Source organism: Paenibacillus spiritus (assembly GCF_008710135.1).
Lineage (GTDB): Bacteria > Bacillota > Bacilli > Paenibacillales > Paenibacillaceae > Paenibacillus_AQ > Paenibacillus_AQ glufosinatiresistens.
Window position 1 is genome coordinate 105679 of record NZ_VYKK01000007.1, and the last position, 16230, is coordinate 121908.

Here is a 16230-nt window from a genome sequence, read left to right on the forward strand (position 1 = left end):
AGGATGATTGTTGAATGACCGATTATGCAAGCGGACAGCCGATTCTGACCCTCCCCGACCTGATCCGGGAGTTCCGGGCCTGCGGACTGGCCGAAGGCCAGACCGTCATCGCCCACGCTTCCCTGAGCCGTCTCGGCTTCGTAGTCGGCGGCGCCGAGACGCTGATCCGCGCTCTGCTGACGGTGCTCGGTCCCGAAGGCACGCTGATGATGCCTTCGCAGACCTGGAAGAACCTCGACCCCGACACCGGCGTCCACGGAGATCTCCCCGCGGCGTGGCGGCCGATTATCCGCGAACACTGGCCCGCCTACGACCCGGCCCTTACGCCGGCCATCGGGATGGGGCAGGCGGCGGAAATGCTCCGCACCTGGCCGGGAGCGGCCCGCTCGGACCATCCGGCGCGCTCGTTCGCCGCAGTCGGCCCTAAAGCCCGGCATCTCACCGGCGGGCATGATCTCCGCAACATCTTCGGCAGCGGGTCGCCGCTGGATAAGCTGTATCAGCTCGGCGGGCATGTGCTGCTGATTGGCGTGGGCCATGACAAGAACACGTCGCTGCATCTGGCCGAGACCCGGGCGGCGTACCCTTCCAAGCGCCTCGTCGAGGAGAGCAGCGCCATAATGGAGAACGGGGTCCGGCGCTGGGTCACCTATCCGACGCTGGAGGTAAATGACAGCGATTTCACCGAGCTGGGCGAAGCGTACGAACGGGAGCAGGGGACCCCGATCCACCGGATCGGAGGCGCAGAGGTGCGCTTCTTCGAGCAGCGTCCCTTCGTGGACTGGGCGGCCGCCTGGATGGAAGAGCACCGGCGCTGACGGCAGGCGGAGGCTCCTGCTGCGATTAACGGGTGATCTGCTTCCTCTTCTCCAGCCCCTTGCTCTTCTGATCCGGTTTCTGTCCCGGCGCCAAAAGTCCCTGCCGCAACCGCGGCAGGGACTTTTGGTAGCATTGGCGGCCCGGACAATCGGCCAGCGCCGGGCCGGAAGCGCCGGCCTTACTGCGGCGACCGGTCCGCCAGGCTCTCCCGGGCAAGCCGGATCATTTCGCGGACCATGGAACCGCCGATCCGGCCGCCGACCCGGCCCGCCGATTCGGTGGTCAAGCCCCCGTTGCCGCCGGGCTGCAGCGGAACGCCGAGGTCCCGGGCCACTTCGTACTTGACCTCGTCCGGACGGGCCGGATCGACCGGATAGCCTTCCCGTCTCATCGTCTCGGCTTTGAATGCCTGCATGCCCTGTTCCGCTCCGGACACGGCATATGTTCTTCTTCGCCTTGCCATTCTTCAGACCTCCCCGGGGTGGAATGTTCCCCCTAGGTTGTTCCGAAGCCGGGCCGTTCATACGCCCTAGAGCGCTTCTTCTTCCTTCCAGACGGCGCTCTCCGTCTTCCCGGCCTTGACCCGGACCTCGCCCGGCTTCTTCATCAGCAGCGATAATCCCACGTTGACGGCGGCCAGAATGAGGCCAATCAGGAACACGCGGGAGGACCCCGCCGCTGTCGCCTCGGCAATGCCGCCGGGAGCGCCCGACAACTCGCCGCTTCGGGCGGAGAATACCGATACCATCACGGCGATGCCGATCGCCCCGGCTACCTGCTGGACAGTCTGTGTGAGCGCGATGCCGTCAGGATAGTAGGCTCGGGGCAGCGAATTCAGTGTGTTCGTCTGGACGTTGGCCAGCACGGCGCCGACGCCGATCATCATTACAATATGGGCAGCTACAATCAGCCACAGTGCTGTATCCGCTCCGAACTGCGCGTAGATCGCATAGGCAGCGGCCACGAACAGCGTACCCGGCGTTACGACGGCCTTCGGTCCGTATTTATCGAAGAGCCGGCCGATCACAGGGGCCAGCACGCAGTTCAGCAGACTTCCCGGCAGCAGCACCAGGCCGGTCGTGAACGCGGCGACCAGCAGAGTCCCCTGCATGTAGAGCGGCAGGATCACCAGCATGGACAGCATGTTGAAGAAGGTAATGAAGCCCATCACTACCCCGACTACGAACATCGGATACTGAAAAGCCTTCAGGTTCAGCATCGGGGTCTTCATCTTCAACTGGCGGACCGTGAAGAGCAGAAGACCCAGGATGCCGAGAATTAGCGCAAGGACAACCCCGGCGCCGCCCCATCCCTTCTCTCCGGCGATGCTGACGCCGTAGACGAGGCCGCCGAAGCCGAGGGTGGACAGCACGATGGACAACGCGTCCACTCTGACCTCTCGGACTTCATGAAGATTCGGCACATATTTCAGGCCGAAGACCAGCGAGAACAGCAGGAACGGAACGGTGACCCAGAAGATCCAGTTCCAGGACAGCGTGTCGAGGATCAGACCGGCGATCGTCGGTCCCAGTGCCGGACCGGCCAGCATGACAAGCCCCATAATTCCCATAGCCGCGCCTCGTTTCGCCGGGGGGAAAATAGTGAAAATGACATTCTGCGTCAGCGGCAGATTGATCGCAAGCCCCGCCGCCTGGATGACCCGCCCTGCCAGCAGCACCGGAAAGACAGGCGCCAGCGCCGCCAGCACCGTGCCTCCCAGCATCAGTACGACGGCGGTGATGAACATCTGCCGGGTCGTCAGCTTTTGCATCAGAATGCCGGTTACCGGCACCAGAATACCCAGCGTCAGAAAATAGGCGGTAGCCAGCCACTGAATTACCGTAGCATTGACCTCAAAGATATGGCCCAGGTCCCCCAGCGCAATATTGAGGGCCGTCTCACTGAACAGTCCCACAAAGCCCGCCACCAGCAGCGCGGCCATAACGGGACCGGATTGGATCCGTTGATTCATTTCTTGGTATGCTCCTTTGCTTCATTGCGTTCATTAGGGATTTCTTCGCGGCTTTCCGCTGCCCCGTTCCCTCCAGAGCAGCGCCGACAACGTGCCTGCCGCTCTCTTCAGCGGCTCTGCCGACCGCTGCGTCAGGCTGAGCAGCATTCCACCCTCAATGGCTGCGTTTATCAGCAGCGCCAGGGAAGCGGCTTCTTCCGCGCGATATCCGTCGCCCTCCAGCTTGCGGGCGTAAACGTCCTGCAAGCGGGCATACAGCAGCCCGCAGGCGTGCCTTACCGGATCGCTCAAGGATGCCATTTCGCTGACCATGCTGCTGAACGTGTAGCCCATCAGGGTCCCGCCCGCTTCGAAGTCGGCCGTCAGCTTCCCGATCATATCTTCCAACGCCTCCAGCGTCCCGGAATTTCTCGCGAAGATTGCTTCTGCATCCTGGGTAATGGCATCGTTCAAGGTCTGAAGGCAGGCGATCAGCAGTTCCTCTTTGCCCCCCGGAAAATGGTGATAAAGCGAGCCCTTCGAGATTTGGCACGCCTTCAGAATTTCGTTCAGACCAACTCCAATATACCCCTTCTGTTGAAAAAGCCGGGTGGACACTTCAATAATCAGCGCTCTTGTAGCTGCGGCCATGATTCGTCTCCTCCTCCCAGACCAACCGGTCTGTTTAACTTACCAAAAAAATAATTTATAAGTCAAGGGGTTCTCCTTCAAAATGCGGATACGTCAAAACAGCCGGCTCCCTATGGAAGCCGGCTGTCCCGGTACCCTCGCCGTGCCGATCACCGCTCTATCACGGCTGACGGACAAGTCCCTGTATGAAGCTGTCAAAATCGGGCGCCAGCCGGGTAATCTTGCCCGGCCGACCCTTGGCGACGTGCACCACTTCGGGTTCGCCGTCATTGTCCGATTCCCGGTAATCCAGCATCACAACCCCGCTGTCTCCCGGACACTCGGCGATAATGACGCCGAACTCCGGGTAGCCTTCCCGCTCCATCAGGAACCGGCTGCCCAGCGAGCCGCAGAGGGAGTGATCCTTCTCCCGGCCAATGCCCAGAATGGCCGAGATAACCACCGCCTGGTCTTCCGCGCCCTCGGGCACGAACAGCCGGTTTCTCGGAATGCCGCCGTTGTGCGTCTTCATGAGCGATACATAGGCGGCGGGCAGCTTGAAGACGAGCGCCTCTTCCACGGACGCGACCCGCTCGTCGGACGGCGGCTCCATGACATACCGCTCCGCATCGGGATGAAGATCATCCCAGAAGCCGGCGGCATTCGGTCCACCGTCCGGCTCGCCCCAAGCGGTTGGCTCTGCCGGGACAACGGCTTCCTCCAGCCTGGCTGCACTGTCAGAGGCTAGCACCGGCTCCGGCGCGCGTTCCGGCCCCTTCTTCTCCCGGATCCATTGCAGGAACTCCAGGGTATCTTCGTCCCCCGGTTCCAGGAAGTCGGCAATGGTGAACTCCCGCTGGGCCTCGTCGTAGCGCCCCAGATAATACAGCGCAAGTCCCGTGCGGTAATGCCACAGCGGGTCGTCCTTGCCCTCTTCCCGGACGGCATGGAACTGCTCCAGCGCTTCTTCATACCGTTCCAGATTGTTCAGCGCCCGTCCCAGATGGCTGACCATCTCGTAATCCCGCTCTTCCTCCGGGATCTCCAGCACCGCTTCTACAATGCTCTCGTAATCATCTTCCTCGTGATACGTCTCCAGACGTTCGCGCAGCTCCTCGTTCATCCCCATGCCTCCGCCACTTCAGTATGCGTGAATTATACCATTTCCCGGCAAGGAAGCTCCAGTCCGTCCGAATGCGCGCCTGCCGTCCGCCTATTCGGCGCTCAGCTTCGCAAAGATCGCCAGCAGCTGCCGCTTCTCCTCGTCGTTCAGCCTCTCGAAGAGCCTCCCGCGCAGACGGCGGCCTTCCAGATCCGCCCGGCGGAGCATCTCCAGTCCATCGGGCGTGATCTCCAGATAGACGATCCGCCGGTCGTCCTCATCCGCGGACCGGACGATTAGGCGCTTGCGGCTGAGCTTGCCGGACAGATGCGTCAGCGTCGCCGGCGTCAGACCGAGCGCCTTGGCGATGTCCGACGGCCGGCTGCGGCCGCTGTCCCTGAGATGGGCCAGGACGAGAATATGCGAAATTCCGAGGTCCTGATCGAACATTTTGTTCCACTTAATAATCAGATGGTTCGTCACCTTGTCCATATTGTGGATGATTTCAAATATGGTCTGCTCTTCCATAGGTCTCCCCCGGCATGCTATATACTGTACAGGCTCCTAATGCGCGCATTAGGAGCCTGTTACTCGCTTAACCGTCATGATACCTGTTATTGGGCCGAGAATCCACCGTCGATTACAAGCTCGGCGCCTGTAATGTAGGAGGCGTCGTCCGACGCCAGGAACAGAGCCGCCCGGGCTACATCCTCCGGCTGGCCGAGACGCTTCAGCGGCGTCGCCTGGATGAGATGGGTCAGCAGTTCCTTGGAAGAGCTCAGCGCCTCGGTCATCGGGGTCTCGATAATTCCGGGGAACAGCGTGTTGACCCGAATCCCCTGGTTGCCGAAGGTGGTAGCAGCCGCCTTCGAGATGGCCCGGACCGCTCCCTTGGAGCCGGAGTAGTGATTGAAGCCCTGGCCGATCTGGGCGGTGTAAGAGGAAATGTTAACAATCGCGCCCTGCTTGCGGGCCGCCATATAAGGCGCCACATGCTTGATGCCGGCAAAAGGCCCGAAGCCGTTAATGGCGAGCATTTTCTGCCAATCTTCCAGCGTAATATCGGAATACGGCTTCTCCGAAGAGATGCCTGCATTGTTGATCAGAATATCAATCTGCCCGAATTTCTCGTTCACTTCTTTAGCCAATGCCGCCCAGTCGTCGTCGGACGTCACATTGAGCTTCATTCCATGCACATTTGGCTTCTGGCTGACCTTCTCAAGCGCAGCTTCGTTGATGTCTGCGGCTACGACAACGGCTCCCTCGCGGCTGAACAGATCGACCATTCGTTCTCCGATGCCTGAAGCTCCTCCAGTAATGATTGCGATCTTGCCGTCTAATTTGCCCATGTTTTGTCGCTCCTTAATTAATATTTAGGTATCTAAAATTTTTGTATCTAAATATTAACAGACTTCTGCGCGGTCTGCAACTTGCAAAGGCTGCCAGCCGCCTCACTCATTATAGACCGTTCCGAAACCGATTATTCCCTCACCGTCCTTTCGCCCCGCCGCCACACCTGGCGGATCGACAGCGTATCGGCGATATTCACCGACGGGTCCCCGTCCACCAGCACCAGATCCGCCCGCGCTCCTTCGGCGATGCGTCCGCGGTCGTGAAGTCCGAACACCCGGGCGGTCTTTGAGGTGGCGGAGCGAAGCGCCTCGACCGGCGTGAAGCCGGCCTCGACCAGCAGCTGCATTTCATGGTGGACACTGACGCCGTGGGCCAGCCCGCCCAGTGTGGGAACCGGCACGGAGACGTCAGTTCCCACCAGAATATCGACGCCTGCCCGGTGAAGATCCATCACATTGCGGTAGTTGTCCGCCATGCTGCCCTGCGGGTAGGTGTTGAAGCAGGACTTCAGCGTCCCGAGCCATTCGGGGCTGAGCTTGGCGTTCACACGCGGATCGTCCGCCAGCGCGGAGGCGGAATGCCCGATAATTGAAGCATTAAGGACGAGACAAGGCGTGACGAACACGCCCGCCGATGCAATCCGGTTCACCAGCTCCGGCGTATCCTCCGGCCGGTCGATGAAGAGATGGGCGAGACCGTCGATCCCAATCTCGACGGCCTGACGGGAAGATTCGGCCGTGAGCACGTGGGCGATCGCCATTTTGCTATGCCGGTGGGCTTCATCTACGGCAGCCTTTAGAATATCCCTCCCCAGCACCGGCAGTCCGGGCGAAGCCAGCACCGAGCCTTCTTCAATCATGATCTTGATATAGTCGGCTCCGTCTTCGACCTGGCGGGCAACAAACTCCACCGCTTCTTCCGGTGTAGAGACCGCTGGCGTTTCTTCATGGTCATGCGCATGGGCAGCCAGCAGAGCATTCCGTTCCTCCTCGGGCATCTTCTCCAGTTCCTTCAGCACAAAATCCGGAATCTCTCCGTCCCCCGGCATCAGCTCATCGGGATGGCCGCCGGGCGGGGTCACGCCCATGCCCGCAGACCGAACGTCGGCAATATCCAGGATTCCTTCCAGCTGGGCCTTGCGTCCGCTTGCGGTGAAGCCGCCCATCATCTCAAGCTCGGTCGTCACGCCGAACTTCAGCGCATCCCGCAGACCTTCAACAGAAGTATGCACGTGGGCATCAATCAGACCCGGGAGCAGCATGCCTCCGGCCGCATCCACAATCTTCGCTTCTGCCGGAACCTCTCCTCCCACAGACACAATCCGGTCTCCTTCGATTAGAACGGCCCCCGCTTCCCGAACCTCTTCGCCGTCGAACAGGCGGGCATTGATAATCGCTGTAACCATACGCCAGTTACCTCCTTTGTCATTATATTAGAACTATAACAGTTAGAATTCTAACAGTCAATCGGAATCGGGCCCTTTTCGGATCGGTCTTTGACATTTCTAACACCTGCACGTAGATTTAATGATAAGATTCAATGCCTTTGGCAAAGGAGAAGAAGACATGACTGCATCCACTTCGCCGACCCCTTACTCCGACTTAATCCGCGACATCGGCATGAAGATCCGAAGCCTCGCGAATACGCGTCTGTCCGAGCTCGGGCTGAATTCCCAGCAGGGACAAATGATGGGCTACATATTCGAGCATCAGCACCGCGGCGTCATCCAGAAAGACCTGGCCGACCACTTTAACCGGACGGGAGCAAGCATCACCAGCATGCTTCAAGGACTGGAGCGCAAAGGCTACATCAAACGGATTATTCCCGAAGACAACGAGCGGCAGAAACGGATTTATCTGCTGCCCAAGGGCAGCGATCTCGTCGAAGAATTCAACGCCATCTTTCGGGATGTCGAGCACAAGATTACCGGCGGCCTCACGGGAGAAGAGCGCGAGGAATTCCTGAATCTGCTGGTTAAGGTGAAGTCGGCCCTCTGACCCTAACAAGCCCGAAGCATCCGCCGCGCGGATCTTCGGGCTTATTTACTCTGCATGATTCAGCTTGCGCCCGGTGAGTTCCCTGCCGGCTTGAACGAAGGCAGCGCCCGGTAAATCCGGATTTCAACTCCGGGTTCCGACTCCCGGCCTTCCCCTGCCAGCAGATCTTCATTCAATCCGGCAAGCGCGGCGCTGTTCGTAATGATCTTGGGGCAGGTTCGGAATAAGGCACCGGAATCCCCGCCGCCGAACTCCCCGTTATTCTCGACATAGATTTCGCAGGGCTGGCCCGTATAATCGGTTCCGCGGAGCATATACCTGGCCGACAAGCGGGGCCGGCCGCTTCCTTTCTCCATAATCTGGGTGTCGATTCCTCCGTCGAGGATCACACCCTCGAAGTAAGGCCCTGATGCGCTTCCGCTGAATGCTATCATCGTGACGGAGCTGCCGTCGGGGCTGTGCAGCTCCGTCGTCTGGCCGATCTTCACCTGAACGGTGAACACTTCCTCCCACTCCATTCGGGTTCCTCCTTCCGTGTCCGTCCCTTTACTCCTGCTCATGCTGAAAGGGCGTTCTCTCCATGACCGGAGCATGCAGGAACGCCGCCAGGAACCTCTCGGTGACGTCCAGCACTTGCGGGCTCCAGACTCCCGGACCATGCTCGGCGCCCGCCACCTTGTAGAACCATACCTGCTGCCCGTGTTCCTTGAGCGCCTTGTACAACTCGATACTCTGGCTGACGTGGACGACAGAGTCGCGGTCGCCGTGGACAATAAGACAGGGCGGAAGCGGCCGGTCCAGGTTCTGATGAAGCGGACTGGCCTGCCGGGCCAGTTCCTGCCGCTCCTGTACCGGACCTCCAAGCAGCAGCCCTTCCGGAGCATCCGCGGCATTATGATCGAGAATATCGTTGTACTGCCCCAAGGTCAGGATGTCGGTTACTCCGTAGTAATCCACCACGGCGCATACGTCATCGGATTGATCCGGATACAGGCCGTTGGCATGCTCGCCCGGCGTAAAGGCGGTCATGAGCGACAGATGGCCTCCCGACGAATCGCCCCATACCGCCACCCGCCGGGGATCAATCCCGTACTTCTCCGCATGGCTCCGCATGAACCGGATGGCGCATTTTATATCCTCGAGCGCAGCCGGATAACGGGCCACATCCGTATCGCGAATCTCTACACTCGCCATGACGTACCCCTTGGCTGCAATCCGGGAGAGATTCGGCAATGCGGCGTACACATTCTGCGGCCGCCAGGCTGATCCCTGCACAAAGACGACCAGCGGGAAGGTATAGCCGTTTCTTACAGGCGCGATAATCTGCACGCTCCGCTTAAGTCCTTCATAATCGGCATAGACCACATCGGGCTCGTAGGTACAGGGGTAGTCACTCCCCTTCTCCGCAAACTCCGCATACAGAATTTGTGCTCCTTCCGGCATTTCACGGGCCGCCCGGTACGCCGCCTGCTGATCCATGCTTCAACAACTCCTCGTCTCGATTTGGAATCCGCTTTCATTATACGGCCGGGGGTTCTCCAAAAAAAGAAACAATCGAAAGGAATATCCCCCCTCGATTGTTTCATCTGACTTCATCTCTCCTTCCGACAGACTCGAGAAATGAACTCACGGTACTGCATTCCGTCTTCCAATTTGCCGTCTACCGGTCCTTTCCGATCACTTCCCGCCTTGCCTTCTGCCATTTGTCGTTCAGCTTGGCGTATTCGGCCTCGATATCGGAGGACAGCGCAATCTCCCGGATCAGGCTGCTGTCGTCCAGTTGAATTTCGGCGGCCGAAGAGATCCGGGAGAAGAGCTCGTCGGTCTTGACCGCACTCAGCATCTTGGGATGATAGGATAAGAACTCCTTGATCTGGGGAATAGAAGACTCTCTTGTCTTAAGCGTCGGAATATATCCCAGTTGATCCGCCATATCCGATTCCTCGATGAGAAATTTGATCCATGCCTTGGCGGCAGCCTTATTGGGGCTGTTCTTGTTGACGCCAAGAGAGTAGTCGGGGTTTAAATAGGCGTTGGGCGTTCCCGTCTCCGAGACCGGCAGCGGCATAAATCCGATATCTTCCGACTTAACCCCGGTATCCGTCTTCTCCAGAACCTGTGCAATGGCCCAGTTGCCCAGGTAATACATGGCTTCGTTTCCTTTGGCGATTTCGGATTTGGATTGTTCCCAGGTATCCCCGAACAGATCGCTCTCCGCGTAGCCTTTCTGCACTATGGTGCGGATCACCCCATAGGCTTTGCCGATTTCCGCATCTTCGCGGAACGGCCGATCGGTTCCGGTCATGTACTGGAGCCGGGACTCATCTCCTGTAAGGATGGGCGACATGGAACCGCCCCAGTTCGTTAAGGTCCATCCTGACGAGAAGCTTAAGTGCACCGGCGTAATTCCGGCTTGCTTCAGCTTCTCGCAGGCAGCATAGAATTGTTCCCGGTTGGTCGGAACGGATGTGATACCGGCGGTTTTAAATGCTTTTTTGTTGTAGATGATGCCCACGGCGGACACGCCGATGGTAATTCCATAGGTTTTTCCCTCATAGGCATTGTTATCGTTGAAGTAGAGATTCTCCCCCAGCCCCAAGTCGTCCAGCGGTTCAAAATAGTCCCCCAGGTTGCTCTTGTCCATGTCCAGCGGCAGAATCAGAACATCGCCGTAATGATTGCTAAGAATCTTCACCCGTATGTCTGTGGCGTAGTCGTTGAGCGACGTGACGTGAACATCGGTAACCGCCGGATATTTCTTCTTGAACTGATCAACATAGCGATTATAAAATCCGTTCTCGACCAAGTCCGGCCGATTGGAGATAAACGTAATCTCTCCTCCGATCCCGGAGGAGGCAGCCGACGGAGAAGCAACTTTCTCCCGCTGCGCCGCCTCTTTCCCTGTCTCCGAGCGCTGACAGCCCGCAAGAATCAGGGAGAGCGCCAGAATAGCCGCGAGCCATGACGAATAAGGTTTCCTTGCCATATCCATTCCTCCTGTATGGGATTACATCCTGAATAATGCCAACGACTTTTGCAACGATTCCGCTAGCTTGTCCATCTCTTCCGATAAACCGACCAGCCGCTTGCTCATCTCCAGCTGTTCGGCGCTGATGGAGGCAACTTGCTGGGAAGAAGCCGATGTCTCCTCGGATACTGCACTGACATTAGAGATTGACTCGTTCAATCCCTGCTGAGCCCGGCTCAGCTCTTCGACCGTGCGGGTGACCTCTGCGGATCTATCCATAAATTCATTCATCTGGTCCTTGACGCGAACCAGAATGCGGTTGGTATCTTGAACCGTGGCCGTCTGGGCTTGATAGAGCGGGTAAGCTTCCGTCAGGATTTTGACCGTATCCTGCATCTCCTCCTGCACTCTCCGGGTGATCCCTCCCACAATTTCAATAGACTGCTTGGACTGCTCCGCCAATTTGCGAATTTCACCGGCTACCACTGCAAATCCCCGGCCTGCTTCGCCGGCACGCGCTGCCTCAATCGTGGCGTTCAAGGAGAGAATATTGGTCTGCTGGGTCATAGCGGTCATCGTATTCAGAATTCCGGCAATGGAAGAAGTACTTTCCTTCAGCGCCCCAACCTTGTCCATCATCTCCCGGGTAACCCTCTCGGTGGACCGGGTCTTCTCTATAAGATCACTCATATATCGGGTTCCCTGCTCGCTGATCGCATTCACCTCGCCGGCCGCATCGTTCATCTCCCGGTTGGAGAGAACCACCTTCTCCATTTGCAGGCTTATGGCAGCGGACAAGCTATGACTCTTCTCAGCCTCAATGGCAAGCGAAGCCGCTCCTTGAGCAATCTGTTCCGTGGCGGCCGTAATTTCCAGAGCCGCTCCCGAAGATTGCTTGGAGGAATCCGTTAAATGCTCGGCTGTGGCCGATACCTGGTGCGCCGATTCATCCGTCTGCCGGACCAGCGCAGCCATGCTCTCCATCATCGCGTTGAACCCCTCGCCCAGTTGGCCGATCTCGTCCTTTGTGCGAATCGGCGCACGCACGGCCAGATTGCCGCGGGCGCCCTCGGCCATCAGCCTCTTCAGCCGGATGAGCGGGTTGGCAAAGATTCGAATCATTGCATAACCCAGTCCCACGGAGAGAATGGTAGAGACTATCAAGATAACGACAACGAACGCCAGAATTCGCTCGGCGCTGGAGAGCAGGTCACTGACCCGCACTTCGCCTGTCAGGACCCAACCCGTAACGGCCGATTGATCGTAAATTTCCAGATAGCGTGTGCCGTCTGAGTGGGTGGCGGTGAATATCCCCTGGCCCTCAAGCTTCCCTTTTGCGCCATCCAATTGCAAGAACGGCGACTTCCCGCCAATGCGGCCCATTTCCTTGTCATACACAATCGCCTGCGTCGCCGGGTCCAGCATGGAGACGCCGCCTTTGCCCTCCTGACTGGAAGTCGTTAAGGTCATGCCGGCCAGCTGCGAAGACAGCGCTTCGATCTTGATCTCAATCAGGATCACGGCTACCGGACCGTCATAGTTGCGGAGAACGCGCGCAAGTCCGATACTGTTCTTCCCGCCCACAAAGCCCTTTCTGGACGGAAGCCATACCTCTTCCCCTTGAGTCCGAGTCACGGCGCCGAACCAATCCGGTTTCTCAAGAGAGGCCAGGTTCAAGGAATAGGTGGAGGCGGCTGCCGAGCCGTCCGGATGAAAGAGCGTAATTCCGTTCAGGTTGTCTACAGAAGACATCGTCTTCTTCATATAGCCCACCAGATCACTCTGCTTGTTCATATAGTTCAGCGAGTTGCTCGGCATCCCCATGTACTCCGTCAGCCGCTTCATGAAATCGACATCGGAAATATACTGCAGGGAATACTCTCTGTACTTGTCAAAGACCAGGTCCAAATTTTGGCGCGCCTGAACCAGAGTCTGCTCGGAGGAATGCGATACCTCGTCCAGAATCGAGTCTTTGGCAATCCGGTAGGATTGAATCCCTACGACGCTGACCATGACAACAACGGTTGTAAAAAAGAATAAAAACAGCTTGGCCCCCAAGCTGTTTCTGGGATCAATCACTCCCTTTAGGCGTGAACTGCGCCCTCCCGGCGCAGACGTCTCTTGCCGCCTGTGATCCATTTATCAACACCTCCGTAAATTTCACTGACACCCAGGGTTAATTTCGGAGATAACTCTTATCTTTTAAATATAAAAATTTCGTTGTAATTCCTTGCACTTTCTGCCGTTTGGTTTCACAAATTTGATCCATTTATGTCATATCCATTCTCTGTCCAATGATGTATACTATTTATTTTGAACCCTCTTTATCTTCCGTTCGGGTAATGGAAGATAAAAATGACTGATAAAGGGTACTTTATGGGTATTCTTACTAGGGGATCTTTTTGCAGCAGACTATCGGTTACCATCAAGGGAGGACACAGCATGGCGGGTTTAGACAAGCAGAAAATTGCGGAGAGTGTGCCGCAGAAAGGATTTTTCGGACATCCTAAAGGGTTGTTCACTCTGTTCTTCACGGAATTTTGGGAGCGCTTCTCCTACTACGGAATGAAGGCTATCCTTGTTTATTATATGTACTACGAAGTCAGCCGGGGCGGCCTTGGCATGGAGGAGAGCACGGCTCTCGCTATTATGTCCATCTACGGTTCTCTGGTCTATATGTCCGGAATTATCGGCGGCTGGCTGGCGGACCGGATCTTCGGCGCCTCCAAGGCAGTCTTCTACGGCGGTATCCTGATTATGCTGGGCCACATCGCGCTGGCGATTCCGGGCAGCGTTCCGCTGTTCTTCATCTCCATGGTGCTGATCGTGCTCGGTACCGGCCTGCTGAAGCCGAACGTATCCAGCGTTGTCGGAGAGCTTTATACCGAACAGGACTCCCGCCGCGATGCCGGATTCAGTATTTTCTATATGGGCATTAACCTGGGAGCGTTCCTGGCCCCGCTCGTGGTGGGAACCGTGGGCGATTACAACTTCCATCTCGGCTTCGGCATTGCCGCCGTCGGCATGCTGCTGGGTCTGGTTATCTTTGCTTATACCAAGAAGAACAATCTTGGACTTGCGGGCACGAACGTCGCCAGTCCGCTGTCCCCGTCGGAACGCAAGAAGGTGTTCCGCAATATCGGAATCGGCGCAGCCCTTCTGGCTGTCGCGCTGGCCGTCACCATTCCGCTCGGCCTGCTGACCTTCGACTCGCTGATCGTGATTGTCGGCATTCTGGGTATTCTGATTCCGACGATGTACTTCATCGTCATGTACCGCAGTCCGCGCACCACCAGTGTGGAGCGCTCCAGACTGATTGCCTATATTCCGCTGTTCATCGCCGCCATTATGTTCTGGGCGATCCAGGAGCAGGGCTCCACCATCCTGGCGAACTACGCGGATAAGCGGACGCAGCTGGACTTCGCCGGCATTCATATCAAGCCCGCCTGGTTCCAGTCGCTGAACCCGCTGTTCATCATCACCCTGGCCCCGGTCTTCGCCTGGTTCTGGGTGAAGCTCGGCAAGCGGCAGCCTTCCATTCCGAAGAAGTTCTCTTTGGGCCTGCTGTTCGCCGGATTGTCGTTCCTGGTCATTCTGCTGCCGGCTTACTTCGGCGGCGAAGATTCTCTGGTGAACCCGCTGTGGCTGGTACTCAGCTATTTCATCGTCGTCCTCGGAGAATTGTGCCTGTCTCCGGTAGGTCTGTCGGCGACAACCAAACTGGCGCCTTCCGCCTTCTCGGCCCAGACGATGAGCCTGTGGTTCCTGTCCAGTGCGGCGGCTCAGGCTATCAACGCGCAGATCGTGAAGTTCTACTCGCCGGCTACCGAAATGGTCTACTTCGGCGTTATCGGCGGAGCGGCCATCGTGCTCGGCATTCTGCTCTTTGCGCTGTCGCCGAAGATTCAGGGCTATATGAAGGGAATTCAATAAGCCTGGCCGCCTCTGAAGCCGCCCCCCGGAAGAAGCGAGATTCGTCTCCGCTTCTTCCGGGGGGCGGCTTTTTTATTCTTCTGCGGATAGGCCCGGACGCCTTGATTCAAGCGCAGCCAAGAGGACCGGTAAAGGTGATATGATAAGGATAAACCCATACCCGAAAGAAGGGATTCTATTGATTATCCAATCCTATTCCGCCGAGGATTTTCAGGCCTGTGTCCGCTTGTTCATTCAGGTGTTCCGTCAGCCGCCCTGGAAGGATCGTTGGAACGAAGCTGACGCGGCCTGTTATCTAAGCAATTACATCCATACCCCCGGCTTCCGGGGAATCGTCGCGAAGGAGGGAGACCGCGTTCACGGGCTGATCTTCGGATTCCGCAAGAGATGGTGGAGCGGCGACGAGTTCTACATCCACGAAATGTGCGTGGACAGCGGTCTTCAACGGACCGGAACCGGGACGGAGATGCTGCGCCATCTGGAGAACACCCTGAAGGACGAGTCGGTAAGCCGAATTACCCTGTTGACCGACAGGGGAATTGCCGCCGAGGACTTTTACAGAGCGAACGGATTTGAGGAAATCGAACGGTTAATCTTTATGAACAAGGAGCTTGGAGAGGGGAATATCCGTTGAAGCGTCCAAGAAGGCCAAGAAGAAAGGTCATTCTGCTGGTGCTCGTTTTGCTGATCGGCTCCGCCGCCGCCGGTTCGCTAATGGTCTATGCCAAGCCGGTACGGGCTATATTGGTAGATTATTCGAGCATGAACGAAATCGGCAACCGTATCTATCTGGAAGCCGGTCTCCAAATGGAGGATACCCTGGCCTCCAACCTGCTGACCCAGGCCGAAGCGGCCGAGGATCAGGTGGCGGAGGTGTTCGGCAGTCGGGTCTCTGCGCCCTACTTAATCTTCGCCATAACGCCCAAGACATGGAACCGATATGCGGAGAACCCGACCGGACAAACCTATTATTACCCCTGGAGAAATTACATTGTCATCGGTCCTGAGGGACTCAACGAGAATGTCATTTCGCATGAATTCTCGCATGCCGAGTTGAGGGAACGGCTTCACAACAAGAAGAAGGTCCCGGCCTGGTTCGATGAAGGATTAGCCACCATGATCGACGGCAGATATCTCCACAGTGAAGCCGTATGGAAAGAACAGACGAACGACGGCCGGCAACCATTCAATATGGACACGCTGGATTCTTATCGGGACTTCGATTATGGAACCCCGGAAGCCTACCTTCATTATAACTTGGCATGCCACGAAGTGACGCGTTGGTACTCCTTGGTCGGAAGCGAGGGGCTGACCCGGCTCATCGACGAGCTCAATAACGGCAAGAAATTCGGGCCGCTGTACAGGGAGATCGAAGGCATAAGGGCTGGTTCCGGCGCGCAGCCCCGTTCATTCCCGGCATCCAAGGCCCCGGCCAAGTGACTCCGGTCACTAACAACGCGGCAGAGAGGTGTATACT

Annotated in this window: 16 protein-coding genes; 5 read left to right on the forward strand and 11 right to left on the reverse strand. The window is 57.5% G+C overall.

Translation table 11 applies throughout. From position 1 onward, the window contains the following. Positions 1-14 precede the first annotated feature (14 nt). Complete coding sequence (locus F4V43_RS07195) at positions 15-818, forward strand: aminoglycoside N(3)-acetyltransferase (protein WP_150457554.1); 804 nt, start codon at positions 15-17, stop codon at positions 816-818. Positions 819-997: 179 nt separating this feature from the next. Here the strand turns inward: F4V43_RS07195 and F4V43_RS07200 are convergent, their stop codons facing one another. From F4V43_RS07200 to F4V43_RS07230, 7 genes are all read right to left on the reverse strand, one after another. Continuing rightward, positions 998-1282, reverse strand: coding sequence for an alpha/beta-type small acid-soluble spore protein (locus tag F4V43_RS07200; RefSeq protein ID WP_150457555.1), 285 nt, complete (start codon positions 1280-1282; stop codon positions 998-1000). 66 nt (positions 1283-1348) lie between these two features. Next, positions 1349-2791, reverse strand: a complete 1443-nt coding sequence (locus tag F4V43_RS07205; RefSeq protein WP_150457556.1) for a DHA2 family efflux MFS transporter permease subunit — start codon at positions 2789-2791, stop codon at positions 1349-1351. A 33-nt stretch (positions 2792-2824) separates the two neighbouring features. Then, on the reverse strand, positions 2825-3421 hold the full coding sequence (locus tag F4V43_RS07210; RefSeq protein WP_150457557.1) for a TetR/AcrR family transcriptional regulator: 597 nt from the start codon (positions 3419-3421) through the stop codon (positions 2825-2827). A gap of 160 nt (positions 3422-3581) precedes the next feature. Next, on the reverse strand, positions 3582-4523 hold the full coding sequence (locus tag F4V43_RS07215; RefSeq protein WP_150457558.1) for an SMI1/KNR4 family protein: 942 nt from the start codon (positions 4521-4523) through the stop codon (positions 3582-3584). 90 nt (positions 4524-4613) lie between these two features. Next, entirely contained in the window at positions 4614-5030 is a 417-nt protein-coding gene (locus F4V43_RS07220; RefSeq protein ID WP_150457559.1) for a MarR family winged helix-turn-helix transcriptional regulator, read from the reverse strand. A gap of 86 nt (positions 5031-5116) precedes the next feature. Then, complete coding sequence (locus F4V43_RS07225; RefSeq protein WP_150457560.1) at positions 5117-5851, reverse strand: SDR family NAD(P)-dependent oxidoreductase; 735 nt, start codon at positions 5849-5851, stop codon at positions 5117-5119. Positions 5852-5982: 131 nt separating this feature from the next. After that, positions 5983-7260 (reverse strand): amidohydrolase family protein, encoded by a 1278-nt coding sequence (locus tag F4V43_RS07230; RefSeq protein WP_150457561.1) that lies wholly within the window; start codon positions 7258-7260, stop codon positions 5983-5985. A gap of 160 nt (positions 7261-7420) precedes the next feature. Between F4V43_RS07230 and F4V43_RS07235 the strand changes: the two genes are divergently transcribed. Next, positions 7421-7852 (forward strand): MarR family winged helix-turn-helix transcriptional regulator, encoded by a 432-nt coding sequence (locus F4V43_RS07235; RefSeq protein WP_150457562.1) that lies wholly within the window; start codon positions 7421-7423, stop codon positions 7850-7852. Between the two features lie 59 nt (positions 7853-7911). On the opposite strand, the gene F4V43_RS07240 is transcribed toward F4V43_RS07235, so the two are convergent. The 4 genes from F4V43_RS07240 to F4V43_RS07255 all read right to left on the reverse strand — a co-directional run bounded on the left by F4V43_RS07240 (position 7912) and on the right by F4V43_RS07255 (position 12959). Further along, positions 7912-8370: a DUF3237 family protein gene (locus tag F4V43_RS07240; RefSeq protein WP_150457563.1), complete on the reverse strand. Its 459-nt coding sequence runs from the start codon at positions 8368-8370 to the stop codon at positions 7912-7914. Between the two features lie 28 nt (positions 8371-8398). After that, complete coding sequence (locus F4V43_RS07245; protein WP_150457564.1) at positions 8399-9331, reverse strand: alpha/beta hydrolase; 933 nt, start codon at positions 9329-9331, stop codon at positions 8399-8401. A gap of 181 nt (positions 9332-9512) precedes the next feature. Then, entirely contained in the window at positions 9513-10838 is a 1326-nt protein-coding gene (locus F4V43_RS07250) for an ABC transporter substrate-binding protein (protein WP_191089512.1), read from the reverse strand. Between the two features lie 21 nt (positions 10839-10859). Beyond that, complete coding sequence (locus tag F4V43_RS07255; RefSeq protein ID WP_150457566.1) at positions 10860-12959, reverse strand: methyl-accepting chemotaxis protein; 2100 nt, start codon at positions 12957-12959, stop codon at positions 10860-10862. A gap of 303 nt (positions 12960-13262) precedes the next feature. On the opposite strand from F4V43_RS07255, the gene F4V43_RS07260 reads away from it, so the two are divergent. The 3 genes from F4V43_RS07260 to F4V43_RS07270 all read left to right on the forward strand — a co-directional run bounded on the left by F4V43_RS07260 (position 13263) and on the right by F4V43_RS07270 (position 16193). Continuing rightward, on the forward strand, positions 13263-14753 hold the full coding sequence (locus F4V43_RS07260; protein ID WP_150457567.1) for a peptide MFS transporter: 1491 nt from the start codon (positions 13263-13265) through the stop codon (positions 14751-14753). Positions 14754-14931: 178 nt separating this feature from the next. After that, the gene (locus tag F4V43_RS07265; RefSeq protein ID WP_223879811.1) at positions 14932-15387 is read left to right on the forward strand and encodes a GNAT family N-acetyltransferase; all 456 of its coding nucleotides are present in this window, start codon (positions 14932-14934) and stop codon (positions 15385-15387) included. Further along, the gene (locus F4V43_RS07270) at positions 15384-16193 is read left to right on the forward strand and encodes a hypothetical protein (RefSeq protein ID WP_150457569.1); all 810 of its coding nucleotides are present in this window, start codon (positions 15384-15386) and stop codon (positions 16191-16193) included. The genes F4V43_RS07265 and F4V43_RS07270 overlap by 4 nt, the downstream gene beginning before the upstream one ends. The last annotated feature ends 37 nt before the right edge of the window (positions 16194-16230 follow it).